At 72.4% G+C, this 26282-nt stretch carries 24 protein-coding genes, 1 tRNA gene and 1 rRNA gene; 23 read left to right on the top strand and 3 right to left on the bottom strand.

The window, feature by feature from the left end:
* Positions 1-22: 22 nt before the first annotated feature.
* From rrf to der, 17 genes are all read left to right on the top strand, one after another.
* Positions 23-139, top strand: a 5S ribosomal RNA gene (gene rrf, locus FGI33_RS03230).
* Between the two features lie 1209 nt (positions 140-1348).
* The gene (locus FGI33_RS03235) at positions 1349-2533 is read left to right on the top strand and encodes a tetratricopeptide repeat protein (protein ID WP_237582249.1); all 1185 of its coding nucleotides are present in this window, start codon (positions 1349-1351) and stop codon (positions 2531-2533) included.
* Positions 2523-3563, top strand: a complete 1041-nt coding sequence (locus FGI33_RS03240; RefSeq protein ID WP_119435128.1) for an HAD-IIA family hydrolase — start codon at positions 2523-2525, stop codon at positions 3561-3563. The genes FGI33_RS03235 and FGI33_RS03240 overlap by 11 nt, the downstream gene beginning before the upstream one ends.
* Positions 3564-3572: 9 nt before the next feature.
* Complete coding sequence (locus FGI33_RS03245; RefSeq protein WP_182478399.1) at positions 3573-3746, top strand: hypothetical protein; 174 nt, start codon at positions 3573-3575, stop codon at positions 3744-3746.
* The gene (locus FGI33_RS03250) at positions 3739-4623 is read left to right on the top strand and encodes a TlyA family RNA methyltransferase (protein WP_237582250.1); all 885 of its coding nucleotides are present in this window, start codon (positions 3739-3741) and stop codon (positions 4621-4623) included. Before FGI33_RS03245 ends, FGI33_RS03250 begins: the two co-directional genes overlap by 8 nt.
* A 5-nt stretch (positions 4624-4628) precedes the next feature.
* A complete protein-coding gene (locus FGI33_RS03255; protein ID WP_390613197.1) occupies positions 4629-5546 on the top strand; it encodes an NAD kinase in 918 nt (305 codons plus the stop codon).
* A complete protein-coding gene (gene recN / locus FGI33_RS03260) occupies positions 5539-7254 on the top strand; it encodes a DNA repair protein RecN (RefSeq protein WP_237582251.1) in 1716 nt (571 codons plus the stop codon). The genes FGI33_RS03255 and recN overlap by 8 nt, the downstream gene beginning before the upstream one ends.
* Before the next feature lie 121 nt (positions 7255-7375).
* Entirely contained in the window at positions 7376-9070 is a 1695-nt protein-coding gene (locus FGI33_RS03265; RefSeq protein ID WP_182623359.1) for a CTP synthase, read from the top strand.
* Complete coding sequence (locus FGI33_RS03270) at positions 9067-9750, top strand: NUDIX domain-containing protein (RefSeq protein ID WP_237582252.1); 684 nt, start codon at positions 9067-9069, stop codon at positions 9748-9750. The genes FGI33_RS03265 and FGI33_RS03270 overlap by 4 nt, the downstream gene beginning before the upstream one ends.
* Positions 9747-10733, top strand: coding sequence for a site-specific tyrosine recombinase XerD (locus FGI33_RS03275; protein ID WP_119435041.1), 987 nt, complete (start codon positions 9747-9749; stop codon positions 10731-10733). The genes FGI33_RS03270 and FGI33_RS03275 overlap by 4 nt, the downstream gene beginning before the upstream one ends.
* 71 nt (positions 10734-10804) lie before the next feature.
* Entirely contained in the window at positions 10805-11689 is an 885-nt protein-coding gene (locus FGI33_RS03280; RefSeq protein WP_119435040.1) for a ParA family protein, read from the top strand.
* Positions 11673-12545, top strand: a complete 873-nt coding sequence (locus tag FGI33_RS03285; RefSeq protein WP_119402703.1) for a segregation and condensation protein A — start codon at positions 11673-11675, stop codon at positions 12543-12545. Before FGI33_RS03280 ends, FGI33_RS03285 begins: the two co-directional genes overlap by 17 nt.
* Positions 12535-13152: an SMC-Scp complex subunit ScpB gene (scpB, locus tag FGI33_RS03290; protein WP_119435039.1), complete on the top strand. Its 618-nt coding sequence runs from the start codon at positions 12535-12537 to the stop codon at positions 13150-13152. Before FGI33_RS03285 ends, scpB begins: the two co-directional genes overlap by 11 nt.
* Positions 13136-13990, top strand: coding sequence for a pseudouridine synthase (locus FGI33_RS03295; protein WP_119435038.1), 855 nt, complete (start codon positions 13136-13138; stop codon positions 13988-13990). Before scpB ends, FGI33_RS03295 begins: the two co-directional genes overlap by 17 nt.
* Positions 13987-15105, top strand: coding sequence for a prephenate dehydrogenase (locus tag FGI33_RS03300; RefSeq protein WP_119434366.1), 1119 nt, complete (start codon positions 13987-13989; stop codon positions 15103-15105). Before FGI33_RS03295 ends, FGI33_RS03300 begins: the two co-directional genes overlap by 4 nt.
* Positions 15102-15830 (top strand): (d)CMP kinase, encoded by a 729-nt coding sequence (gene cmk / locus FGI33_RS03305; RefSeq protein WP_182623283.1) that lies wholly within the window; start codon positions 15102-15104, stop codon positions 15828-15830. Before FGI33_RS03300 ends, cmk begins: the two co-directional genes overlap by 4 nt.
* Before the next feature lie 39 nt (positions 15831-15869).
* Positions 15870-17378, top strand: a complete 1509-nt coding sequence (gene der, locus FGI33_RS03310) for a ribosome biogenesis GTPase Der (RefSeq protein ID WP_119402574.1) — start codon at positions 15870-15872, stop codon at positions 17376-17378.
* An 82-nt stretch (positions 17379-17460) separates the two neighbouring features.
* On the opposite strand, the gene FGI33_RS03315 is transcribed toward der, so the two are convergent.
* Positions 17461-18792, bottom strand: coding sequence for an acyl-CoA dehydrogenase family protein (locus FGI33_RS03315; protein WP_220453063.1), 1332 nt, complete (start codon positions 18790-18792; stop codon positions 17461-17463).
* A 262-nt stretch (positions 18793-19054) separates the two neighbouring features.
* Here FGI33_RS03315 and FGI33_RS03320 point away from each other — a divergent pair, with 262 nt between their 5' ends.
* The 3 genes from FGI33_RS03320 to FGI33_RS03330 all read left to right on the top strand — a co-directional run bounded on the left by FGI33_RS03320 (position 19055) and on the right by FGI33_RS03330 (position 20889).
* On the top strand, positions 19055-19591 hold the full coding sequence (locus FGI33_RS03320) for a hypothetical protein (RefSeq protein ID WP_119434365.1): 537 nt from the start codon (positions 19055-19057) through the stop codon (positions 19589-19591).
* Positions 19592-19663: 72 nt separating this feature from the next.
* A tRNA-Pro gene (locus FGI33_RS03325) sits at positions 19664-19737 on the top strand.
* A gap of 243 nt (positions 19738-19980) precedes the next feature.
* A complete protein-coding gene (locus tag FGI33_RS03330) occupies positions 19981-20889 on the top strand; it encodes an SRA domain-containing endonuclease (protein ID WP_119434364.1) in 909 nt (302 codons plus the stop codon).
* A gap of 25 nt (positions 20890-20914) precedes the next feature.
* On the opposite strand, the gene FGI33_RS03335 is transcribed toward FGI33_RS03330, so the two are convergent.
* Complete coding sequence (locus tag FGI33_RS03335) at positions 20915-21892, bottom strand: GIY-YIG nuclease family protein (RefSeq protein ID WP_147359343.1); 978 nt, start codon at positions 21890-21892, stop codon at positions 20915-20917.
* Positions 21893-21999: 107 nt separating this feature from the next.
* On the opposite strand from FGI33_RS03335, the gene FGI33_RS03340 reads away from it, so the two are divergent.
* Both FGI33_RS03340 and FGI33_RS03345 read left to right on the top strand, forming a co-directional pair.
* A complete protein-coding gene (locus FGI33_RS03340) occupies positions 22000-22431 on the top strand; it encodes a very short patch repair endonuclease (protein WP_237582253.1) in 432 nt (143 codons plus the stop codon).
* Positions 22432-22560: 129 nt separating this feature from the next.
* Positions 22561-23874: a DUF2510 domain-containing protein gene (locus FGI33_RS03345; RefSeq protein ID WP_237582255.1), complete on the top strand. Its 1314-nt coding sequence runs from the start codon at positions 22561-22563 to the stop codon at positions 23872-23874.
* Between the two features lie 40 nt (positions 23875-23914).
* Here FGI33_RS03345 and FGI33_RS03350 read toward each other — a convergent pair whose 3' ends face one another.
* On the bottom strand, positions 23915-24406 hold the full coding sequence (locus FGI33_RS03350; RefSeq protein ID WP_119434587.1) for a GNAT family N-acetyltransferase: 492 nt from the start codon (positions 24404-24406) through the stop codon (positions 23915-23917).
* A 214-nt stretch (positions 24407-24620) separates the two neighbouring features.
* Between FGI33_RS03350 and FGI33_RS03355 the strand changes: the two genes are divergently transcribed.
* Entirely contained in the window at positions 24621-26273 is a 1653-nt protein-coding gene (locus FGI33_RS03355; protein WP_119434586.1) for a TIGR04028 family ABC transporter substrate-binding protein, read from the top strand.
* The last annotated feature ends 9 nt before the right edge of the window (positions 26274-26282 follow it).

The following is a 26282-nucleotide window of genomic DNA, read 5'->3' on the forward strand; positions in this document are numbered from 1 at the left end:
TTGTGGGGTGTGTATGGGATGTTTCGGCGGCCATAGCGAGAGGGAAACGCCCGGTTACATTCCGAACCCGGAAGCTAAGACTCTCAGCGCCGATGGTACTGCAGGGGGGACCCTGTGGGAGAGTAGGACACCGCCGGACTTAACTTGAGAATGATCGGGGAGGCCCGTCGCACATCGTGCGGCGGGCCTTTCTGCGTTAACGCCCGGAACGAGCGAGAAGCCATCACGCCATCAGGTCTGCCCGGGCGGATCTCGAACGCCGACCATAGATGGGCGATCGCGTGGGCATGGGAGACCCTGCCCTCGGCACGCGTCACCCGGCACGGGCCACCCGGTCGGGGAGACCGGGCACGGGGCACCAGGCACCAGGCATCAGCCACGGGACCCGCGGGCACGGATCCAATCCGTGCCCGCGGCTCGTGGCACCGGTTAGCCTGGGACCTGACTTCGGCACCACCCACAACACCACAGACATCATCTGGCCCTCGCGGCCGACAGGAGCACAGTGAGCGACTCATCCGATCGAGACAGCCGGCCCGAGGGCCAGGACCGCGGATCGTCCCACTCTCCGCGCGGACGCGATGGTGCCAAGCCGCCGTACGAGCGCGGCTCGTCCGGTGCGCCCCGTGGTCCCCGAGATGGAGGTCGCGCGTCGGGTGGTGATCGCCCCGCTCGAGATGGGGACCGGAAGCCCTGGTCCACGGACGGCGGCGCGGCATCCCGCCCCCAGCGCGATGGTGAGCGCAAGCCCTGGTCCCGCGACGGTGGCGCCGGGTCCGCTCGTCCTGCTCGTGACGGCGAGCGCAAGCCGTGGTCGAAGGACGGAGGCGGCGGCGCGGCTCGTCCGCAGCGTGACGGTGAGCGCAAGCCCTGGTCGAAGGACGGCGGCAGCGGGGCCCCTCGTCCCCAGCGCGATGGTGAGCGGAAGCCCTGGTCGAAGGACGGCGGCAGTGGCGCGGCTCGTCCTCAGCGTGACGGTGAGCGCAAGCCGTGGTCGCGTGATGGCGGGGGAGGTGCCCCGCGTCCTGCTCGGGACGGGGAGCGCACACCGTGGTCCAAGGACGGTGGCGCGGGTGCCCGCCCGCAGCGCGACGGCGAGCGCAAGCCGTGGTCGCGTGACGGGGCTCCCGCGTCGCGGGCGCCGCGGGACGGCGAGCGGAAGCCCTGGTCGAAGGACGGCGGACGCGACGCCGGCGGACGTGACGCCGGCCGGAGCGGCGCCCGTCCGCCGCGCGACGGCGACAAGCTGTGGACGCGCGACGGGCGACCGGCGCGCAACGACCGGGACGCGCCCCGCTACGAGGAGACTCTGACGGAGGAGCAGCTGCGATCGCGCGAGCTGCGTTCCGTGCGTCCGCGTCACGAGGACCCGGAGATCCCCGAGGACGTGAAGCCCGGCGACCTCGACCGGATCGCCCGCAACGAGCTGAAGACCCTGAGCAAGGACAACGCCGAGGGCGTCGCGCAGCACCTGGTGATGGCGGCCCGGCTCATCGAGGAGGATCCGGAGCTCGCGCACCGGCACGCCACCTCGGCGGCGCGTCGAGCCGGTCGCATAGCGGTGGTCCGGGAGTCCCTGGCCATCACGGCGTACGCGGTCGGCGACTACGCGCTCGCCCTCCGTGAGCTGCGCACCTACCGGCGCATCTCCGGCAAGAACGACCAGCTGGCCCTCATGGTCGACAGCGAGCGCGGGCAGGGGCGCCCGGACAAGGCGCTCGAGCTCGGGCGCTCCGTGCCGAAGGAGACGCTGCCGGCGGCGGAGCAGGTCGCGCTCGCGATCGCCATGTCCGGTGCGCGGCTCGACCTCGGCCAGACGGAGGCCGCTCTCGACGAGCTGTCGATCGCGCAGCTGAACCGCGACGTGGCCTACTCCTACAGCGCCGACCTGTTCCACGCCTACGCCGAGGTGCTCGAGGAGCTGGGACGGTCCGACGAGGCCGATGCCTGGCGTCAGCGGGCCGACACGGCCGAGGCGGCGTTCGCGGATCCGGACGAGGGCTGGGACGACATGGTCGAGGTGGTGGAGGAGGAGCTCGAGGTCGAGCACCCGCACGACGAGCGCCACGGCACGCAGGAGACCGACGACCTGACCGCGGAGGACCGCGCGGAGGCCGGGGCCGATGCCGTCGCCGATCAGGCCGACGACTCCGACGTGGTCGTGGAGGTCGAGGACGCGGGCGACTCCGACGAGCACGCGGCTGACGCTGACGCTGACGCTGACGCTGACGCTGACGCTGACGCTGACGCTGACGCTGACGCTGACGCTGACGCTGACGCTGACGCTGACGCTGACGCCGACGCCGACGCCGACGGCGACACGGACGACTCCGACGATGACGGATCCGCCGAGCCCACCGACATGCCCGCCCCGCCGAGCGAGGACGGGGACAGCGTGGACATCGCGATCGACGTCGACGACGAGCTCGACGCCGATGCGCGTGACCGCGCCGATGACGCGGCAGGCGCCGACGCAGCGCCCGCCGACGCCCGTGCCGACGCCGCCGAGGAGGACGACCGCGATGTTCGCTAGGGCAGCCAAGGGCACCGCGCCCCTCGACGGCGTGGACGTGATCCTCGCGGACCTCGACGGCGTCGTGTACGCCGGGCCCGACAGCATCCCGCACGCGGTCGACGCGCTGAACCGCGCGGCCGGCGACGGGATCCGGCTGGGCTACATCACCAACAACGCCTCGCGCACGGACGCGTCGGTGGCCGAGCACCTGAGCTCGCTCGGGCTGGCGGTCGCGCCCGAGGACGTCGTCACGTCGCCGCAGGCGGCCCTGCGTCTCCTCGCGGACCGGGTGCCCGCGGGATCCACCGTGCTGGTGGTCGGCGGCGACGGCCTCGTGCACGAGCTCGAGAAGGCCGGATACGTCGTCACGCGCTCCACCGACGACCACCCGGCGGCCGTCGTGCAGGGCTTCGCGCCCGAGGTGGGCTGGAGCCAGCTCGCCGAGGCGGCGTTCGCGCTGGCCGACCCGGACGTGGTGTGGGTCGCGACCAACACCGACTGGACCATCCCCGTCGCACGCGGCATCGCGCCCGGCAACGGCACGCTCGTCTCCGCGGTGCACACGGCGGTCGGGCGCCTGCCCGTCGTCGCGGGCAAGCCGGAGACGCCGATCTTCGACGTGGCGCGCGAGCGCTTCGGCGCCCAGCGGCCCGTGTTCCTCGGCGACCGCCTCGACACCGACATCCTCGGCGCCACGCGCGCCGGGATGGCGTCCGTCCACGTGCTCACCGGCATCGACCGGGCGAAGCAGCTCCTCGCCGCCGAGGAGGACCAGCGGCCGACCTTCATCCTCGAGCACCTCGGGCAGCTGCACGAGCCCTACCCCGAGACGCGGTTCTCGCAGGAGGGTCGCGTGGCGACGGTCGGCAAGTCGTCCGTGCGCATCGCGGGCGACCGCGTCGAGGTCGTGAAGGACGGCGGGTCCACCATCGACACGCTCCGTGCCGCCTGCGCCGTCATCTGGAACTCGGGCCGGCCGATCTACGGGCTCGACGTGCAGGAGTCCCTCTACGTCGCGGCCGGTGCCGCCGGCGCGGGCCGGGCGTAGCGTGACGGCGTGAGCGACGAGCCGGACGACCGCGACGACCGCGACGTCGCCGAGGAGCTGGTCCCCCGGCTGCAGCTCATCGAGGAGCAGCCGCTCGGCGACCGCGCGGCCGCCTTCGCGCTGCTGCACGACGAGCTGCGCGCGCGGCTCGAGGGCGGGGACGGGGCCGCGACGCGTGGCTGACGCCGGCGACGGATCCGCGTCCACCACCGAGCGGGGCACCGAACCCGCTCCCGGCGAGGCTGTCGGCGGCGACCAGCGGCTCGACGCCGCGCTGCCCGCGCTCGGCCTCGCGCGCTCGCGCACGCACGCGGCCCGGCTCATCGCGGACGGCCTCGTCACGGTCGACGGGCGCGGCGTCGTGAAGGCGTCCTTCCGGGTGATGCCCGGATCGATCGTCGAGGTCGCGGGGACCGACGCCTACGTCAGCCGCGGCGCCCACAAGCTCATCGGCGCGCTGGACGCCTTCCCCGGGGTCGAGGTCGCCGGGCGGCTGGCCCTCGACGTCGGCGCGTCCACCGGCGGGTTCACGCAGGTGCTGCTCGAGCGGGGCGCCCGGCGCGTCGTCGCGCTCGACGTGGGGCACGGGCAGCTGGATCCGCTCATCCGCGATGATCCGCGCGTCGACGTGGTCGAGGGGTTCAACGTGCGCGACCTGACGCCGGAGTCGCTCGCCGGCGTGACGCCCGCGGATCTCGCGGGGGAGCGTCCGGCGCTCGTGGTCGGCGACCTCTCCTTCATCTCGCTCGGGCTCGTGCTGCCCGCCATCGCGCGCACCGCCGCGGACGGCGCCGACGTCGTGCTGCTGATCAAGCCGCAGTTCGAGGTGGGCCGCACGGGGATCCGCGAGGGCATCGTCCACGACCCCGGTCTCCGCGACGACGCCGTCATGCGCGTGCTGTGGGCCGCGTGGGATCTCGGGCTCGGCACGGCCGGCCTCGTCTCCTCCCCGATCGTCGGCGGGGCCGGGAACCACGAGTACCTCGCCTGGTTCAGCGGTCGTGCGGGGAGCAATCCGACACAATGGAGATCGACGTCGAACGAGATCACAGGAGCGTGAGCGAAGTGGCTGGACCCGCGAGGCACATCCTGGTCGTGTCCCACACGGGACGGCGCGACTCCATCGACGCGGCGCTCAGCGTGTGCGCGCAGCTGGCCGAGGCCGACGTGCACCTCGTGCTCACGGCCGACGAGAAGGCCGACATCCTGCCCTACGCGCCCGAGATGGACGGCGTGGCCGTGCTGGGCGAGGACGTGCAGACGGCGGACCTCGAGATCGTCATCGTCCTCGGCGGCGACGGCACCATCCTCCGCTCGGCGGAGCTCGTGCGCGGCACCTCGGTGCCGCTGCTGGGCGTCAACCTCGGGCACGTCGGCTTCCTCGCCGAGAGCGAGCGCGAGGACCTCACGGCCACCGTGCGTCGCGTGCTCGACCGCGACTACACGGTCGAGGAGCGCATGACGCTCGACGTCACGCTCAAGGTCGGCGCCGACATCGTCTACCGCACCTGGGCGCTCAACGAGGCGACCGTCGAGAAGGCCAGCCGCGAGCGGATGCTCGAGGTCGTCGTCGAGATCGACGGGCGGCCGCTCGCGTCATACGGCTGCGACGGCATGGTCGTGTCGACGCCCACGGGATCCACCGCGTACGCGTTCTCGGCCGGCGGCCCCATCGTGTGGCCGAGCCTCGAGGCCATGCTCGTGGTGCCGCTCAGCCCGCACACGCTGTTCGCCCGCTCGCTCGTCGTGGGGCCGGAGTCCACGGTCGCCGTCGAGGTGCTCAGCCGCACCTCCGGATCCGGCGTGCTCTGGTGCGACGGCCGCCGCACGCGCGACATGCCGCCCGGCGCGCGCGTGGAGACCCGGCGCTCCGCCATCCCCGTGCGCCTCGCGCGCCTCAAGCAGTCGCCGTTCACCGACCGCCTCGTGAACAAGTTCGAGCTGCCGGTCACCGGCTGGAGGGGGCCGGTCGACCGTGATTGAGGAGATCACCATCCGCGACCTCGGGGTGATCGGCCAGGCCACGCTGCCGCTCGGGCCCGGCTTCACGGCCGTCACCGGCGAGACCGGCGCGGGCAAGACCATGGTCGTCACCGCGCTCGGCCTGCTGCTCGGCGCGCGCGCCGACTCGGGGGCCGTGCGGCAGGGGAGCGAGCGCGCCGTCGTCGAGGGGCGCTGGATCATCGCGGCCGACGGGCCCGTCCCGGAGCGCGTGCGCGACGCCGGGGGAGACGTCGACCCGTTCGGCGACGGCACGCGCGGCGAGCTCATCGTCACGCGTCAGCTCTCGTCCGAGGGGCGCAGCCGCGCGTCCGTCGGAGGCCGCGGCGCCCCCGCGGCGCTGCTGACGGAGATCGGCGAGCAGCTCGTCGTGGTGCACGGCCAGTCCGACCAGATGCGGCTGCGGTCGTCCACCGCCCAGCGGCAGGCGCTCGACCGGTTCGCCGGATCCGCGCTCGCGCCCGTGCTCGGCGAGTACCAGGAGGTGTTCCGCCGCTGGCAGGCCGCGCACGCCGAGCTCGACCGCCTCGTCACCGAGCAGGACGCCCGCACGCGCGAGGCCGAGGAGCTGCGCACGGCGATCGACGCGATCGAGGCCGTCGCGCCCCAGCCCGGCGAGGACGAGGAGCTGCGCGAGCGCATCGACCGCCTCACGAACCTGGAGGACCTGCGCGCCGCCGCGTCCGCCGCCCACGAGCTCATGTCGTCGGAGGACGCGTCCGGCGAGATGGCCGACGCCGCGTCCGTTCTCGACACCGCGCACCGCCGCCTCGACCGCGTCGCCGCGCACGACCCGGGCCTCGCCGAGATCATCGAGTCGCTCGACAGCGCGCGGATCCTCGTGGCGGAGATCGCCGTGCAGCTCTCCGGCTACCTCGCGGGGCTCGACGCCGACGGCGCCCGGGAGCTGGAGACGCTGCAGGACCGCCGCGCCGAGCTCGCCGCCCTCACGCGCGCGCACGGCCCCACGGTGGAGGACGCGCTCGCGTTCCTCGACACCGGCAGCGCGCGTCTCCTCGAGCTCGACGGCGACACCGACCGCATCGACCTGCTGCGCGTCGAGGTGGAGCGCGACGAGCGGCTCGTCGGCGAGCTGGCCGCGCGCGTCACGGCCGTCCGCGAGGAGGCCGGCGCGCGGCTCGCCGCGGCCGTCACGACGGAGCTCGGCGCCCTCGCCATGGCCGACGCGTCGCTCGACGTGCGCGTGTCCCCCCGCGAGGAGCCCGCGCTCTCCGGTGCCGACCGCGTCGAGATCCTGCTGCGCCCGCACGCGGGAGCCGAGGCCCGACCGCTCGGCCGCGGCGCGTCCGGCGGCGAGCTGTCGCGCGTCATGCTCGCCATCGAGGTCGTGGTGGCCGGCGACGACCCCGTGCCCACGTTCGTGTTCGACGAGGTCGACGCGGGCGTCGGCGGCGCGGCGGCGATCGAGATCGGTCGGCGGCTGGCGCGGCTCGCCGAGCGCGCCCAGGTCATCGTCGTCACGCACCTCGCGCAGGTGGCTGCCTTCTCGACCAACCACCTGCGCGTCGTCAAGGGCGGCGACGGGCAGGTCACGGCCTCCAGCGTCACGCAGCTCGAGGGCGACGCGCGGATCCAGGAGATGGCGCGCCTGCTCTCCGGCCTGCCGGACAGCGAGAGCGGACTGGCGCACGCGCGCGAGCTCGTGGAGACGGCCGCCTCCCTGCGCTGAGCGGACCGCCCGCGGCCGACGCGGCGCGCCGTGGCTGTCGCGGCGTCCCGATTCCCGCGTAGGATGGAAGCCCGTGGCGGACATCAATTCAGCGGACACGGACCCGAGCTCGACGGACAGCATCACCAGCACGACAGGCGCGGCGAAGACGACCAGGCACATCTTCGTGACCGGCGGCGTCGTCTCTTCGCTCGGCAAGGGCCTCACGGCAGCCAGCCTGGGCAACCTCCTCACGGCGCGCGGCGTGCGCGTCGTCATGCAGAAGCTCGATCCCTACCTCAACGTGGATCCGGGCACCATGAACCCCTTCCAGCACGGCGAGGTCTTCGTGACCGACGACGGCGCGGAGACCGACCTCGACATCGGGCACTACGAGCGCTTCCTCGACATCGAGCTTGACCAGGCGGCCAACGTGACCACCGGCCAGATCTACTCGGAGGTCATCGCGAAGGAGCGCCGCGGCGAGTACCTCGGCGACACCGTCCAGGTCATCCCGCACATCACCGACGAGATCAAGCGCCGCATGCGCCTGCAGTCCTCCGACGAGCCGCAGCCCGACGTGATCATCACCGAGATCGGCGGCACGGTCGGCGACATCGAGAGCCAGCCCTTCATCGAGGCGGCGCGCCAGGTGCGTCACGAGCTCGGGCGCAACAACGTCTTCTTCGTGCACGTCTCGCTCGTGCCGTACATGGGCGCGTCCGGCGAGCAGAAGACCAAGCCGACGCAGCACTCCGTGGCGGCGCTGCGCTCCATCGGGATCCAGCCGGACGCGCTCGTGCTGCGCAGCGACCGGCCCGTCTCCGACTCGAACAAGAAGAAGATCGCGCTCATGTGCGACGTGGACGAGCAGGCCGTCGTGAACGCGGTCGACGTGCCGAGCATCTACGACATCCCCGAGATGCTGCACGGGCAGGGCCTCGACAGCTACATCATCGACCACCTCGGGCTGCCGGCCGCGGACGCCGTGGACTGGTCCGGCTGGAGCGACCTGCTCGACGCCGTGCACGACCCGAAGCACGAGGTCACGGTCGGCCTCGTCGGCAAGTACATCGACCTGCCCGACGCGTACCTCTCGGTCACCGAGGCGCTGCGGGCCGGCGGGTTCGCCCACTCGGCGCGCGTGAAGCTGCGCTGGGTCGCGTCCGACGAGTGCGAGACGCCCGAGGGCGCCGCGAAGAGGCTGGGCGACCTCGACGCGCTGTGCGTGCCGGGCGGCTTCGGCATCCGCGGCATCGAGGGCAAGCTCGGCGCGCTGAAGTTCGCGCGCGACAACATGATCCCCGTGCTCGGCCTGTGCCTCGGCCTCCAGTGCATGGTCATCGAGTACGCGCGCAACGAGGCGGACCTCCCGGGCGCCTCCTCCAGCGAGTTCGACCCGGAGAGCGCGTTCCCCGTCATCGCGACCATGGCCGAGCAGGTCGACATCATCGCGGGCGGCGACCTGGGCGGCACCATGCGCCTCGGCCTCTACGAGGCGGCGCTCGCGCCCGGCTCGCTCGCGGCCGAGCTGTACGGCGCGCCCGTCTCGCACGAGCGCCACCGCCACCGCTACGAGGTCAACAACCAGTACCGCGACCGGATCCAGGACGCCGGCCTCGTGTTCTCGGGCACCTCGCCCGACGGCACGCTCGTCGAGTACGTGGAGCTGCCGCGCGAGGTGCACCCGTTCTACATCGGCACGCAGGCGCACCCGGAGCTCCGGTCGCGCCCGAACCGCGCGCACCCGCTGTTCGCCGGCCTGATCCGCGCCGCGCTCGACCGCCAGGCGGCCAGCACGCTGTTCGTCGAGGACGACGCCGAGGCGGTGGCGTGACCGACGCCGTCGCGGGATCCCCGGCGGACGGCCTGCACGACGACGCCGTCGCGTACGAGGTGACGTCGAGCGAGCGGGTCTTCCAGGGCAAGATCTGGGACATCCGGCGCGAGACCTTCGCGTACGGCGACGGCGAGATCACGCGCGAGTTCGTCGACCACACGGGCGCCGTCGCGGTGCTCGCGATCGACGACCGGGACCGCGTGCTCCTCATCAAGCAGTACCGGCACCCGGTGCGCATGCGCGAGTGGGAGATCCCGGCCGGGCTCCTCGACATCACCGACGAGCCGCCGCTCACGGCCGTGCAGCGCGAGCTCGCGGAGGAGGCCGACCTGGTCGCCGCCGAGTGGAGCGTGCTGGCGGAGTACTACACGACGCCCGGCGGCAGTGACGAGGCGATCCGCGTCTACCTCGCCCGCGGGCTGACCCCCACGGCGGAGGCGTTCGCGCGCACGGACGAGGAGGCCGACATCGAGGTGCGCTGGGTCGACCTCGACGAGGTCGTCACCGCGGTGCTCGAGCGGCGGATCCAGAACCCGTCGACCGTGATCGCGGTGCTGCAGGCGCACGTCGCCCGCGCGCGCGGCTGGTCGACGCTCGGACCCGCCGACGCCCCGTGGCCGCGCCACCCGAAGCTGCGCGACGGCGACGGCGACGGCGGGGGCGCGTCGGCCTCGTGACCGACGCGGCCGACGGACCCGGGGGAGCGGCGCCCGACGCCGCCCCGGAGGTCCCGGTCGCGCTGCGGCGCGCCGTCGACCGCTGGCTCCGGCACGTCGAGGTGGAGCGCGGCCTGTCCCGCAACACGATCCAGGCCTACCGCCGCGACCTCGCGCGCTACACGGCGCACCTCGCGGCCGAGGGCGTCGTGGATCCGGCCGGCGCGACCCCGGCGCACGTCACGGGCTTCGCGCAGCGCGTCCGCGCCCCCGACGGCGGCGGCCTCACGGCGTCGTCGCTCGCGCGCATGCTCTCGAGCGTGCGGAGCTTCCACCGGTTCCTCCTGGAGGAGGGCGTCGTCGAGGTCGACGTGTCCGCCGACGCGAAGCCGCCCAAGCTGCCGAGCCGCCTGCCGAAGGCCGTGTCCATCGAGACGATGGGTCGGATCCTCGACGCGACCGACGGCGACGAGCCGCTCCGCGTGCGCGACAAGGCCCTGCTCGAGCTGCTGTACGCGACGGGCGCGCGCGTCAGCGAGATCACGGCGCTCACGGTCGACGACGTGCTCGGCCCCGACGGCGCCGCCGACGAGCTCGTGCGGGTGCTCGGCAAGGGCGGCAAGCAGCGGATCGTGCCCGTGGGATCCTTCGCCCGGCGCGCCGTCGACGCGTACCTCGTGCGCGTCCGCCCGATCCTCGCCGCGCGCGGCACCGCGACGCCCGCGCTCTTCCTGGGGCTCCGCGGCCACGCGCTCTCGCGGCAGAACGCGTGGCTCGTGATCAAGGCGACCGCCGAGCGCGCCGGCGTCTCGGAGGAGATCTCGCCGCACACGTTCCGGCACTCGTTCGCGACGCACCTCATCGCGGGCGGCGCCGACGTGCGCGTGGTGCAGGAGCTGCTCGGCCACTCGTCGGTGGCGACCACGCAGATCTACACGCGCGTGACCGTCGACACCCTGCGCGACGTCTACACGACCGCGCACCCGCGTGCCCGCCGGGCGTGAGCGACCCTCCCCGGTAGACTCGCAGGATCCGGCGGGAACCCGCGTCGGACGAGCGGCAGAGAGAGATCCACGTGACGCGCAACCCAGATGTGACCGAGCTCCCGGGAATGGACGTCCCCGTGCTCGGACCCACCGGTCGGGAGCTGCGCGAGTTCGCCGATCCCGAGCCGCTCGCGGGCCACGGACCGGCCAAGATCATCTCCCTCTGCAACCAGAAGGGCGGCGTCGGCAAGACGACCACCGCCATCAACCTGGGCGCCTCGCTCGCGAGCTACGGCCGCCGCGTGCTGGCCGTCGACTTCGACCCGCAGGGCGCGCTCTCCGCGGGCCTCGGCGTGCAGACGCACGACGCCGTCACCATCTACGACCTGCTGCTCGGCACCGTGAAGGACCCGCGCGAGGCCATCCAGACCACGGGCTTCGAGGGCCTCGACGTCATCCCGGCGAACATCGACCTGTCGGCCGCGGAGGTGCACCTCGTCAACGAGGTGGCGCGCGAGCAGATCCTCGCGAGCGTGCTGCGCAAGGTGAGCGCCGACTACGACGTGATCCTCATCGACTGCCAGCCGTCGCTCGGCCTCCTCACCGTCAACGCGCTCACCGCGAGCCACGGCGTGCTCATCCCGCTCGAGTGCGAGTTCTTCGCGCTCCGCGGCGTCGCGCTCCTCGTGGAGACGATCGACAAGGTCAAGGACCGGCTGAACCCGGGGCTCGCGCTCGACGGGATCCTCGCGACCATGTACGACTCCCGCACGCTGCACTCCCGCGAGGTGCTCCAGCGCGTGGTCGAGGCGTTCGACGACAGCGTGCTCGAGACCGTGATCGGCCGCACCGTGAAGTTCCCGGACGCGTCGGTGGCGGGCAAGCCCATCATCCAGTTCGCGCCCGAGCACCCGGCCGCGCTCGCGTACCGCAAGGTGGCGCGGGAGCTCATCGCGCGTGGCGCCGTCGCGTAGGGGCGCACCCCTGGCCGAGCGCGAGCTCGCCGCCGACGTCGACGCGGACGCCGCCGCGGTCCGGGCGGATCCGGAGCGCGCCTTCCGCGTCAGCATCGGCAACTTCGAGGGCCCGTTCGACCTGCTGCTCTCGCTCATCGGCAGCCACGAGATGGACATCACCGAGGTGAGCCTCAGCCTCGTGACCAACGAGTTCATCGCGCACATCCGCGGGCTCGACGGTCCCGAGGACCTCGACGAGGCGAGCTCGTTCCTCGTGGTCGCGGCGACGCTGCTCGACCTCAAGCTCGTGGGGCTCCTGCCGCAGGGCGAGCTCGTGGACGCCGAGGACGTGGCGCTGCTCGAGGCGCGCGACCTGCTCTTCGCCCGGCTGCTGCAGTACCGCGCGTTCAAGCAGGCGGCCAGCTGGTTCCAGGAGCGGCTGGCCGCGGAGTCCGGCCGCGCCTTCCGCGACGTGCCGCTCGAAGAGCGGTTCCGCGCGCAGGTGCCCGAGCTCGTGTGGACCACGTCGCCCGCCGACCTCGCGGCCATCGCCCTCCTCGCGCTCGCGCCGCGCGAGATCCCTACCGTGGGGCTCGACCACCTGCACGCGCCCCTCGTGAGCATCCGCGAGCAGGCGGCCGTCGTCGTCGCGCGGCTGCGGGGCGGCGCGCCGGTCACGTTCCGGGAGCTCGTCGCGGACGCGGGGGTCACGGGCGTCGTGATCGCGCGCTTCCTCGCCGTGCTCGAGCTGTACCGCGTCGCCGCCATCGAGTTCGACCAGCCGGAGGCGCTCGGCGAGCTCACGCTCACGTGGACCGCCGAGAGCTGGACCGACGACGCGCTCGCGAGTCTGGGGGCCGGCTATGACGGCTGAGCCCGGGGATCCCGCCGACGGCACTGCCGCGGAGCCCGCCGACGCCGATGCCCCGCTCGACCTCGACCGCGCGCTCGAGGCGCTGCTCATGGTCGCCGACGAGCCGCAGAGCGTGACGACCCTCGCGACGGCGACCTCGACACCCGTGCGCGAGGTGCGCCGCGCGATCCAGCGGCTCGTCGACGACTTCGACGGGAGGACCGGGGGAGTGCGCCGCGGCTTCGAGCTGCGCGAGGTCGGCGGCGGCTGGCGCGTGTACGTGCGGCCCGAGTACGACACCGTGATCCGCGACCACGTGCTCACGCAGAACCCCACGCGCCTCTCGCAGGCGGCCCTCGAGACGCTCGCCGTCATCGCGTACAAGCAGCCGATCAGCCGCAGCCAGGTCGCCGCGATCCGCGCCGTGAACGTCGACTCGGTGGTGCGCACGCTGCTCGCGCGGGGCCTCGTGACCGAGGCCTTCACCGACGGCGAGACCGGCGCGATCCATTACGGTACGACAGACCACCTGCTCACGCAGCTCGGCATCAACTCGCTCGACGAGCTCCCCCCGATCTCCCCGTTGCTCCCCGACGGGGCGGAAGGCTTCCATGACCCCCTCCTCTGACCATGCCTGGAACCCGGATGAGCCGGTGCAGGGCATCCGCCTGCAGAAGGTGATGGCCGCCGCCGGCGTCGCCAGCCGCCGCGTCTGCGAGGACATGATCGCCGCGGGCCGCGTCACCGTGAACGGCGAGGTCGTCACCGAGCCCGGCCGCCGGATCGACCCCGACGTCGACGAGGTCGCGGTCGACGACCGGGCCGTGCAGCTCGACACCTCCAAGCGCTACCTCATGCTCAACAAGCCGGTCGGCATCTACTCCTCGCTGCGCGACGAGCGCGGCCGGCCCGACCTCCGCGAGTTCACGGAGGAGTTCGAGGAGCGCCTGTTCAACGTCGGCCGCCTCGACGCGGAGACGAGCGGCCTGCTGATCCTCACCAACGACGGCGACCTCGCGCACGTGCTCGCGCACCCGTCCTTCGGCGTGCTGAAGACGTACATCGCGAAGGTCACGGGCCGCGTCACGCCGCAGACGATCCAGCGCCTCACGCAGGGCGTGGACCTCGAGGACGGGCCCATCCAGGCGGATCGCGCGCGCATCCTCTCGGGCGGCGGCGACCAGACGCTCGTGGAGATCACGCTGCACTCGGGCCGCAACCGCATCGTGCGCCGCATGCTCGACGAGGTCGGCCACCCGGTGGAGGAGCTCGTGCGCCGCCAGTTCGGGCCGCTGCACCTCGGATCTCTCGGGGTCGGCCGCGTGCGCGACCTCACCTCCGACGAGCTCGGCCAGCTCCTCACGATCTCGCGCGAGGCCCGCGCGCAGGCCGGACCCGCGACCCCGCAGGGTGCCGGCGCCGCCGCCGAGGCGCAGGGGGACGTGGACCGCGAGGACGGCGAGTGAGCGAGGCCGCGGGCGCGGCCGCCGCCGCCGACACGCGCGTGCAGGGGACCGTCCGCATCGTCGGCACGGGCCTCCTCGGCACGAGCATCGCGCTCGGGCTCCGCGCGCGCGGCGTCGACGTGGTGCTGGCCGACGCGTCGCCGACGACGCTCCGCCTCGCCGCGGACATGGGCGCCGGCCGCATCGCCGACATCGGCGCGGTGCCGGACCGGCCGTCGCTGGTCGTCGTCTGCGTGCCGCCCGACGTGACGGCGCGCGTGGTCGCCGCCGAGCTGGCCGCGCATCCCGAGGCCCTCGTCACGGACGTCGCGAGCGTGAAGGCCGCGCCGCTCGCCGAGCTCGCGGCGATGGGCGCCGACCTGTCCCGCTACCTCGGCTCCCACCCGCTCGCCGGGCGCGAGCGCGGCGGCCCCGTCTCCGCGACGGGCGACCTCTTCCTCGGCCGGCCCTGGGTCATCGCGGGCCACGACGGCATCACGTACGCCGCGGGCGCGCCCGTCGAGCAGCTGATCCTCGACCTCGGCGCCGTGCCCATCGAGATGACGGCCGAGGAGCACGACGCCTCGGTGGCGCTCGTCTCGCACGTGCCGCAGGTCGTCGCGAGCCTCCTGGCGTCGCGGCTGGCCGACGGTGACGCGAGCGCCCTCGGCCTCTCCGGGCAGGGGCTCCGCGACACCACGCGCATCGCGTCGAGCGACGCGGCGCTGTGGGTGCAGATCCTCGGCGCCAACGCCTCGCGCGTCGTGCCGATCCTGAAGGCGCTCCGCACCGACCTCGACGACGTGATCGACGCGCTCGACGACGTCGACGCGCAGGGGGCCAGGCTCCGGGTGGCCGAGCGGATCCACGCGGGCAACGCGGGCGTCGCGCGCATCCCCGGCAAGCACGGGCAGGACCGCCGCTTCGCCGCCGTGACCGTGATGATCGACGACCGCCCCGGCCAGCTGGCCGCGCTGATCGACGACGTGGGCGCCGCCGACGTCAACATCGAGGACCTGCGCCTCGAGCACTCGCAGGGCGCGCAGGTGGGTCTCGTCGAGATCGCCGTGCTGCCCGAGGCCCGCGACCGCCTGGTCGCGCGGCTGGAAGAACGTGACTGGAGGATCGCCGGATGACCGGAGACGCTGTGAACGCACCCGACCCGCTGGAGGACGCCCTCCTCGTGGACGCCACCCTCAATCGCACGGTCGTCGCCGTCGACGGCCCCGCCGGCAGCGGCAAGTCGAGCGTGAGCCGCGCCGCCGCGCGCGCTCTCGGCTTCGACTACCAGGACACGGGCGCCGCCTACCGAGCGCTCAGCTGGTTCGCGCTGGAGAGCGGCGTCGACACCGAGGATCCCGCCACTGTCACGAGCCTCATCGAGGGCTTCGACTACGACATCGCGATCGACCCCGAGGAGACGCGCGTGAGCGTCCGCGGCACCGACGTCACGGAGGCGATCCGCGAGCCCCGCGTCTCCGCCGTCGTGAGCCGCGTGGCCCGCGTCCCCGAGGTGCGGCACTACATGGTGGAGCTCTTCCGCTCGCTCATGGCGTCGAGCGACAAGCCCGGCATCGTGGTCGAGGGCCGCGACATCACGACGGTCGTCGCGCCCGACGCCCAGGTCCGCATTCTGCTGACGGCCTCCCCGGAAGCTAGGATGAGCAGGCGTTCCGCGGAGACGTCGACCCAGTCGGCAGCCGCGGTTGGCGAATCACTCGCCTCCCGGGATCGGGCCGACTCGCAGGTCGTCGATTTCATGAACGCCGCAGATGGTGTGACCACCATCGACTCCACGGACATCGACTTCGACCAGACCGTCCAGGCGGTGGTCGATCTCGTTCACGCACGGACAGATTGAGGCGCGGCCCGGCGACGGGCCGACACGCCAGAGGACAACATGGCTGATCACGACGACGACTTCCCCGAGCTCGACAGCGCGCTGTCCGAGCGCCTGTCGAGCATCGACGAGGAGCTCGCCGCCCAGCGCGCGCAGACGCTCCGCGCCGGGCTCGAGGACTACGAGCTGGACGACGAGGACCTCGAGGTCCTCGAGTCCGCCACCGACGACCCCGACCAGGTCACGTACCTGCCGGCGCTGCCCGTGCTCGCGGTCGTCGGCCGCCCGAACGTCGGCAAGTCGGCGCTCATCAACCGCATCCTCGGCCGCCGCGAGGCCGTCGTCGAGGACACCCCCGGCGTCACGCGCGACCGCGTCTCCTACAAGGCCGAGTACGCGGGCCGCTGGTTCACGCTCGTCGACACCGGCGGCTGGGAGCCCGACGCGAAGGGCATCAACGCGTCCGTGGCCATGCAGGCCGAGATCGCGATGGACCTCGCCGACGCCGTGCTCTTCGTCGTCGACGCCAACGTGGGCGCCACGAGCACGGACGAGCACGTCGTCCGCCTGCTCCGCAAGACCAAGAAGACGGTGATCCTCGCGGCCAACAAGGTCGACGACGCGCGCCAGGAGCCGAACGCCGCCTCGTTGTGGTCGCTCGGCCTCGGCGAGCCGCACCCCGTCTCCGCGCTGCACGGCCGCGGCGTGGCCGACCTGCTCGACCTCGTGCTGAAGACCCTGCCGCTCGTCTCCAAGGTCGCCAAGGAGGAGGTCGGCGGACCCCGCCGCGTCGCCATCCTCGGCCGCCCGAACGTCGGCAAGTCGAGCCTGCTCAACAAGGCCGCGGGCGAGGAGCGCGTGGTCGTCAACGAGCTCGCCGGCACCACGCGCGACCCGGTCGACGAGCAGGTCGAGATCGCCGGCAAGGTGTGGCGCTTCGTCGACACCGCCGGCATCCGCCGCCGCATGCACCTCGCCCAGGGCGCCGACTTCTACGCGTCGCTCCGCACGAGCGCGGCGCTGGAGAAGGCGGAGGTGGCGGTCGTCATGATCGACGTCTCCGAGGTCATCAGCGAGCAGGACATCCGCATCATCGAGCTGGTGCTCGAGTCGGGCCGCGCGCTCGTGCTGGCGTTCAACAAGTGGGACCTCCTCGACGACGAGCGCCGCCGCTACCTCGAGCGCGAGATCGAGACCGACCTCGCGCACGTGTCGTGGGCGCCGCGCGTCAACATCTCGGCGCGCACCGGCCGCCACATGGAGAAGCTCGTGCCGGCGCTCGAGACGGCGCTCGAGTCGTGGGACACCCGCATCGCGACGGGCAAGTTCAACGCCTTCCTCGCGGAGCTCACCGCGGCGCACCCGCACCCCGTGCGCGGCGGCAAGCAGCCGCGCATCCTGTTCGGCACGCAGGCCTCGAGCCGGCCGCCGACATTCGTGCTCTTCACGACCGGGTACCTCGACCCGCAGTACCGCCGGTACATCCAGCGTCGCCTGCGCGAGATCTACGGCTTCGAGGGCAGCCCGATCATCGTCAACATGCGCGTGCGGGAGAAGCGGAAGCGCTAGCGCTCCCTTCCTGCTCGCAGCACGACGGACGGCGTCGATCCCTTCTCGGGGACGGCGCCGTCCGTCGTCTCGCGGGCGCGGATCACGTGTACCAGGTCGGCTCCGGGATCTCGCCGAGGAGCACGTGCCGGCCGACCTCGCGGCGCTTGTAGGCGATCGGGTCGTGGAGGCTGTGCGTGCGGAGGTTCCGCCAGAAGACGTCGAGCCCGACCGTCGAGGCCGTGGCGCGCGCACCCGTCAGCTCGAACACGCGCGTGCCGACCTCGAGCCCGTCCTCGACGATGCGCGCCTTGGCCGCCGCCACCCGCACGGCGATCTCGCCGCGCTTCCGCTCCGTGAGCCTCTCGCGCGGCGCGTGCAGCACGGCGCTGATCTCGGCGCCCACGCGATCCAGCAGCGCCTCCGACGCCCAGAGCTTCGACTGCAGCTGCCCGTAGCCCTCGAGCACGTACCACTCGTCGGTCGCGCGTTCCTTGTCGTCGCCGCCGTACGGCCAGGCGCGCGTGGTGCTGCGCGTGTACGCGGCGGCCGTCTCGAGCGCGCCCTCGGCGATCCCCTGGTAGAAGTTCGCGAACACCAGCTGGATCGCGGGCACGTTGAGCGTGCCGTAGACGAGCGGCTGGAACACCTTGTCGACGAAGCCGGCGGCATCCGTCCACGGCACCCGCACGTCGCGGATCTCCACCGAGCCCGACTCCGTGAGCCGCTGCCCGAGGCTGTCCCAGTCGTGGCCGAAGACGATGCCCGGCTGGTCCGTCGGCACGATCGCGAACACGTGGGTGTCGGTGCCCTCGATCACGCCCTCGAGCACCGTGAGGTCGGAGACGACCCCACCCGTCGAGAAGGACTTCCGGCCGGAGAAGATCAGGTCGTCGCCGTCCTCGCGGATGACGAGGTCGGAGTCGCGCGGGTTCACGGCGCCGCCGAAGAGGAGGTTCCCGGTGGTGGCGAGCTCCTCGACGGCCGCGATTTGCCTGTCCGTGCCGACGAGCCGCGCCGCCCACGCCCAGAGGTAGTGGTAGCCGAGGAGCTGGCCGATGGACCCGTCGCCGCGGGCGACCGCGCGGATCACCTTGTACGCGGTGTCCCACGTCTGCCCGCCGCCGCCGTGCTCGGCCGGGCCGAGCAGCGTGACGAGGCCGGCGTGCTTGAGGAGCGCCACCTCCTGGTGCGGGCTGGCGCCGGCGCGGTCGCGCTCGACCTGGTCGACGGCGAGGATGTCGGCGACCTCGCGGGCGCGGGCGATCCATGAGGCGGGCGTCGTGGGACGCGGGGCGCCCTTCCAGCGGTCGACGGGCGCGTCGCCGAGGGGCGCGGGGCGCGGGCGGTCGGCGTTCGCGGTCGTGTTCGCGGTGCCGTGGGCGGGCGTGGGGGAGCCGGATGCGGGTCGGGGCTCGCGGTCGATCAGGGTCATGTCCTGTCCTCTCGTGAAGGGGCGCGACCGGTGCCGCGCCTCGCGGTGGGGCCACGGTAGGGGCGGGTCTGATTCGGTCGCGACGGTTGTGACGCGGGGTTGCGGGGTGTGACGACGCGGGGCGTCACGGGGTGTCATGCGGGGGAGCGGAGCCTGTCCGTCTGGCGTCCCCTCGCGGGTTCGCGGGCGGCTCGCGGCGTCACGTCGTACCCTGATCCGGGCGCATCCGACGCCCGCTCACGAGACACGGAGGATCGCACCGGTGGACCAGCTGCTCAGCCGTCTCGATCGGATCGCCGCCGGGCGCCAGGCGGGCCACGTCATCGCCGAGGACATGCGCGACCACCCGTGGACGGCGCGAGCGTTCCGCTGGATCCGGTGGATCCTCATCGCCGAGACCGCCGTCGGCGCGACCGCCGTGGCCATCGCCCTGACCCTCGCCGCCGACGGCATCGCGATCGCCCCCGCCGTCTGGTTCCGCTCGTTCGTGGTGCTCGCGATGACCATCACGCTCTACTACTTCGCCTGGCGCGCCTCGGCCGGCTACTGGTGGGCGTACTCGCGCCTGCGCCTGTTCAGCCAGATCTTCCCCATCGTGACCCTGGTGATCGCCGCGATCCCGGGCCTCTACCCGCTCTGGATGGTCGTCGAGCAGATCGTGTTCTCGCTGCTGCTCATCGGGGTGGCCGACATCCTGCGGAGCGACCACATGCGGGACGCGTTCCCGAAGCCGGGGCGGGCTGACGGCTCGGCGCCGGGTTCGTCCGCGGCGCACTCGACGGGCGGCACTCCGGCCTGATCTGGGCTGCCCGACGTGCCGGAGCAGTGCCGCTGATGCGGTAGGCTCTACGAGTTGCCCAGCGATGGGTAGCGGGCTGTGGCGCAGCTTGGTAGCGCACTTGACTGGGGGTCAAGGGGTCGCAGGTTCAAATCCTGTCAGCCCGACGGACATGCCTCGGAAGGACCTTTGGGTCCGGCCGGGGCATTCGTCATATCCGGGCTGATCGTGTCCTTCCCAGGGCGTCTCCGTGGAAGGCGTGAGTCACCCGCCGCGTCCGAGGGACCGCCCGTATGAGGCAGGCCGATCCTCGTGTCCGGGACTCTTCTGGCCGACCTCCTGTGACCCGGTCGGGGTGCATCCTTGAATACCTATCGAGTGCCAGGCTTTCGTGACGAGAGCGAGAGCACGTGGATCAGCAGGAATGGGCCATACCGGTCGGGGACGTTCGGAGGCGACGTCAGATCCACGCGGAGTACGGCGGCGGGCGACAAGGTGGGATGGAACCCAGCGCGAAGACGCGCAACGTCCTCTTGTTCACCGGTCCCGGAGGGCGCTCGAGCGGATATGACGTTTTCGACGGCTGGCACCCGGACGGAACGTTCCACTACACGGGCGAAGGGCCAAGAGGCGCTCAGGTGATGACCAGCGGCAACAGGGCCGTGCGGGATCATCACGACGAGGGCAGGGCCCTCCGACTGTTCGAGAAGCAGGGCGAGAGTCCTGAGGTCAAGTACGTCGGTGAATTCGAACTCCCGGAGGACGATCCCTTCCTCGTCGACGATGCCCCTGGAGCCGACGGCTTCATGCGATCCGTCTTCATCTTCCGGCTCCGCCCCGTCGGCGTGACTGAGGCGGCGCGACTGGCGCACCTCGCTTCACCGTCGCTCCTCACCGAACGACTTCCGCTCGAGGTGAGTCACGTGTCGGCGTACATGGTGGAGAGGAACCGTGAGTCCCAGACGCATCTCCGAACGGAAGCGCAGCTGGTCCACCGGTACGCCCGTTGGTTGCTCGCGACCCGACACGTGCTGGCGGAGCGCCATCGGATTCCGAGTCCAGGCGGCGCGACTCTGTACACGGACGTCTACGATCCTTCGCGGGAGCTGCTTATCGAGGCGAAAGCGTCGGCGACCCGGCACGACATCCGTACTGCGCTGGGACAGATCCTCGACTACGCCCGTTTCGTCTCGCACGCGAGGAAGGCCGTGCTGCTCCCCTCGCAACCTCCCCGGGACCTCGAGGAGCTGCTGAACGACTACGGCGTCGGGTCGATCTGGCCCGAGGTCGGTGGGAAGTTCATCGAGCGGCTGGTGTGATCTCGAGCCCGCGCTCACCGGATGCTCACGAGGTCGGGCGGCTGCGCAGCTCCGCTCGACGGAGGATGTCGTCGGCGAAGGCCTGGTTGTGATGCCGGCGGTAGGGCGAGGAGCGGCGACGCATCAGCATCGTGTTGAGCCTGTAGGCGCCCTCCGCGACATGCGAGCGGGCTAGGACGCGCGCCAGCTGTGGCCAGGAACGCGTGACGCTCCGGTGGACGATCTCGTTCCCGTAGGCCACCGTCTCCAGTCTCATCAAGACGAGCTCGCCGAGCTGAGGCACAGCGGCGGAAGGACTCGACGCTCGCACCTGATCTCCGTCGACGTTCAAGCAGATATCGAGTCGGCGGCCCCTCCCCGTCAGTTGCTCCCAGGCGAAGAGGGTCTCGCGACCACCGCAGGAAAGGGTGAAGAGCCTGCGACCATCAGCGGTTCGAGAAGTCGTCGGAGACGCGACGATCGTCCAGAGGACGCGCTGGGTGCCGAAGGGGTCCGGGATGCACTCGTCGACGTATGCCGCGAGGGCATCCGCCATCTCGTCGTAATCGGATCTCGCTGCCAGGTCCCAGAATCTCCGCTGCATCGTCATCTCGCCCTCGTCGCGGAGGCGGAAGCGTCGATCACGGTCCCAGGGTAGGAGGACGCTTTCCCCCTCGTCGACAGTGACTTCGAGGTCTCCTTCTCCGGCGGGCCGGCCAGTGAGACTGAGATTGCGGAGACCATGCGCCGCTTCTTGCCTTCGGATCTCCTTCCGCTCGTTCTCGTCGAGGTCGGCGACTGAACACGGAGCGAAGCTCAGGGCCACGATGTCCCCGTGACGGCGACGATGGGTGGCATACCGCGCGACGATGTCACGTGTCTGGCCCACGTACCGCATCTCGTCCTCGAATTCGAGGACGTAGATCCCGCACACCTTCGTCGAGTCGGCGAAGAGCGCGGCGGCAGATCCTCCCTCGCTCATGTCGTATCGCGTGAAGGACAGCGGGTGTCGCGGTGCGGGCATGGTCTCAGGCTAGGGAATCTCGATCGCGACATCAGGGCCGAGGAGTCGGAGGTCCGTGCTTCCATCCCGTCATGTCCTGGGCCTCGTCTGACGCAGCACGCAGCATCATGCGATCCAACAGGCGACGTGATACGCGGCCTGAGCTCTCTGTACGAAAGATCCTCCACGCCCGTGGCCTGCGCTACCGGGTCGACCACCGCGTGGTGCAGGAGTCGCGGAGCCGTGCCGACATCGCCTTCACCCGGCAGCGGATCGCCGTCTTCATCGACGGGTGCTTCTGGCACAGTTGCCGCGAGCACCTGCACATGCCGAAGGCGAACGCCGACTACTGGATCCCGAAGCTCGCGCGGAACGTGGAGCGCGACGCTGAGGTGTCTGCCCTCCTCCGTCGCCTCGGGTGGACCGTGCTGCGGTTCTGGGAACACGAGCCGGCGGGTGAGGTGGCGGAACGGATCATCGCTTCGGTCGAGCGGGCGCGATCGTCGGCGTCCACGGCGAGGGGTCCGTACGACGCCGGTCGGGGCAGCGGATCCCAGTAGTCCCGCGCCCCTTTTACCCCCATGCGAGGGCTTACGGCCGGGGGAGCGCGCTCATAGCCTCAGGCGTCATCACTCGACGGCACCATCTGCCGCCTACCCCTTCGCCGCGGCACGCACCCGAGGAGCTCCATGCCCGACGTCCCCTCCGCCGCCCCTGCCGGCTGGTTCCCCGACGGATCCGGGCAGCTCCGCTACTGGGACGGATCCGCGTGGACGCAGCACGTCGCGCCGATGGTGCAGCCCGCCGCAGTGCAGGCGCCCGCTCCGAGCTCGGCCGCGACTGCCGCCGTCGTCGCGTCGCAGCAGGTCGACGCCGTACGTCACGCGCAGGCCGCCGAGGCAGCGCACGACAAGGCGATGCGGGCCGCCGAAGCCGCGCAGGCGAAGGCAGTGCGTGCCGCAGAGGCCGAGCAGCAGCGCGTCGCGAAGCTCGCGCAGCGCGAGGCGGCCATGCAGGCGAAGGCCGCGGAGCGCGAGGCGGCGGCGCGGGACAAGAGCGCCCGCGCGGCGGCGGCGACCGTCGCGATGCCGGTGCCGCCGCGACAGCATGCCGTCGCGGCGCCGGTCGCTCCTGCGGCTCCTGCCTCCGTGATCACCGACACGCGCCCGAGCCGCCACCCTGCGGCGACCTGGGTCATCGGGTCCGTCGTGGCGCTGGCCGTGCTGATCATCACTGCCCTCGGCGGCTTCGGCGGCATGTTCGTCTCGCTCGGCCTCGTCGGGATCGCCACTGCTCTCTACCCGTACGCCACGGGCCGTCGCAGCTGGATCCCCGTCCTGACGACCCGTTCACGGAACGGCGTCGCCGCCCTGGGCGCGGCCGTGCTCATCGTCATCGGGGCCACGGTGCCGGTCGCGGCATCCGCACCCGCTCCGCGCCAGGCGGAGGCGATCTCCGCCAGCGCGAGCCCGACCCCGTCCGCGAGCCCGACGCCCACCGCCACGCCGACCCCCGTGGTCCACGTCGTCGAGGACGTCAACGCGAAGTCCGCGACGGACGCCCGCGCGCTCCTCCGCGAGGCCGGCTACGTCGTCCAGTACGTCCTCGAGTCGGGTGAGGCGACGAGCGTCACGGACGGCATGACGGTCAAGTCGCAGAGCCCGGTCGCGGGATCACGCACCGATGCCGGATCCACCGTGACGCTCACGCTGCTGGCGCCCGCCCCGACTCCGACGCCCGAGCCCACTGTCGCGCCGACGGTCGCGCCCGCGCCCGTCCAGCAGCCGGCGGCTCCCGCTCCGGCGCCGGTCGCTCCTGCTCCCGCACCTGCTCCGGCCGCTCCGGCTCCCGAGCCGGCGCAGCAGACCGGGCTGATCGGCCCCGGGACATACTGCTCTCCGTCGCAGGTCGGCCAGGTCGCCCAGGCCGAGAACGGCCGGAGCTACCGCTGCGGTGGCAAGGGAGCCGACGCGAGCGGCGACTTCCACTGGAACACGATGTGACCGACTCCCGGGCGGCCCCACGACGGCCGCCCGCCCACCCTCACCGCACCATCCGCACCGTGACCATCTCGGCTCCCTGGAACGTCTGCGACTCCACGCCGCCATCCCGCGCGAACCCGTTCCGGCGGTAGAACGCCTCCGCGCGCGGGTTGTCGTCGGCGGCCCAGAGGTAGGCGGGGGAGTCGCCGACGGCCGCGTCGAACAGGGCCTGGCCCGCGCCGGTGCCGTGGGCGGAGGCGACCACGTTGATCGCGTAGAGCTGTAAGGGGCGGGGCGGATCCTCGTCGCGCGCGGGTCCCGCGAGCGCGAAGCCGACGATGCGGTCGCCGTCGAGCGCGACGTACGGCGGCGCCGTGGATGCGGAGGTCAGCGTGCCGAGCCACTGCTCCGCGCGCGTCGCGACGTCGAGGCCGTCGAGGTACGAGGCCGGCAGCAGGTGCGCGTACGTCTCCCGCCAGGTGCGGATGTGGACCTCGGCGATCCCGTCGGCGTCGTCGGGCACGGCGGGACGGACGGTGGGGTGCGCGGTCATCCTGAGACCCTAGGGGGAGCCGGCGACCGGCAGCGGAGTCGACGGCGGCGAGGCGTCACGCCGGCGCCGCAACGGCGACCACGCGTGTGGCATTCCTCGTATGACGCCGCGTTGCACCTCGTTACGCCGCGTGTTCCGCGGGCCTGCGAAGAGCCTGCATGCATGTTGGAGTCGTCTCACCCCATCCGCACACAGCACACGCAGGAGCAGAACCATGCCTCGTCCTCCCCGCCCCGTCATCGCCCTCACCGCCCTCGTCGCGGCGACCGGTCTGATGGCCGGGTGCTCCGCGGGCGGCGGAGGGGATCGAGCGGCGAGCGGCGAACCGAAGGCCGGCGGCACGCTCACCTACCTCGAGCCGCAGACCTGGACGACGCTCTACCCGCCGGCCGCGGGCTTCTACCCGAACGGCGCGGTCGTCAACAACATCACCGACCGGCTGCTCTGGCAGGACCCGGAGACGCTCGAGCTCGAGCCGTGGATCGCGACGGCGCTGCCCGAGGTCAACGCCGACGCGACCGAGTACACGTTCGACATCCGCACCGACGTCACCTACTCCGACGGCACGCCGCTCACGGCGGAGAACGTCGTCGCGAACTTCGACCTCTACGGGAAGGGCGACGTCGACCGCGCGCTCACCGTCAGCGAGGCGATCAACAACTACGACCGCGGCGAGGTCGTCGACGCGGACACCGTCAGGTTCCACTTCACGGCGCCCTCGCCGGGCTTCGCGCAGGCCACCTCGACCATCAACTCGGGGCTCGTCTCCGACTCCACGCTCGCCAAGGCCGACGACGGGTTCGGGCCCGGGCAGGCGGAGACGGTCATCGGGAGCGGGCCGTTCACGGTGTCCGGGGAGTCGGTGGGCACGCAGATCCAGCTCGCCGCCCGCGAGGACTACGACTGGGCGCCGCCCGCGGCCGAGCACCAGGGCCGGCCGCTCGTCGACGGGGTGGACCTCATCGTCGCCGCCGAGGACAGCGTGCGGGTCGGGACGGTCGTCGCCGGGCAGGCCGACGTCGCGCGGCAGATCGAGGCGCCCGACGAGGCGCAGTTCCGCACGGGCGACCTCCAGCTCGTCGCCGCGGCGACCAACGGCGTCGACAACGGCATCAACCTCCGCTTCCGCACGCCCCAGCTCGCGGACGTGCGCGTGCGGCAGGCGATCATCGCGGGCGTCGACCGGCAGGCGATCCTCGACACCCTCTTCAGCGACAGCTACCCGCTCGCGACCGGCGTGCTCGCCAAGAGCGCTCTCGGCTACGTCGACACCTCCTCGTACTACGCGCACGACGCCGACAAGGCGGCCGCGCTCCTCGACGAGGCCGGCTGGATCCCCGGATCCGACGGCGTCCGCGAGAAGGACGGCCGCGAGCTGGAGCTCGTCGTGAACGAGGCGCTCCCGCAGCCGCGCTCCAAGGAGGTCGTGACGCTGATCCAGTCGCAGCTCGCGGAGATCGGCGTGAAGGTGGAGCTGTTCTCGGGCGACCAGGCCGCGCAGACGAAGGCCTCGCAGGACCCGGACGCGCTCGAGGCGTACCACTCGATGGTCGGCCGCTCGGACTACGACGTCCTCAAGTCGCAGTACTCCTCTAGCAACCGCAATGTGCTGCTCAACCGGAACCCGGCGGACGGCAGCATCGCCGACCCGGAGCTGGACGCGCTCCTCACCCGCATCGCCTCGGAGCCCACCACGGAGGGCCGGCAGGCCGCGTCGGAGGCGGCGCAGCAGCGCATCGCCGACCAGGCCTACGTGCTGCCGCTGTTCGAGGAGCCGCAGGTCTACGGACTCCGCGGCGACGTGCAGGGCTTCGCCACCGAGTCGGTCGGCCGCCCCGTGTTCGCGGGCGTCTGGCTCGACCGCTGATGCGGCGCG

Origin of the sequence: Clavibacter phaseoli, assembly GCF_021922925.1 — a bacterium.
GTDB lineage: Bacteria > Actinomycetota > Actinomycetes > Actinomycetales > Microbacteriaceae > Clavibacter > Clavibacter phaseoli.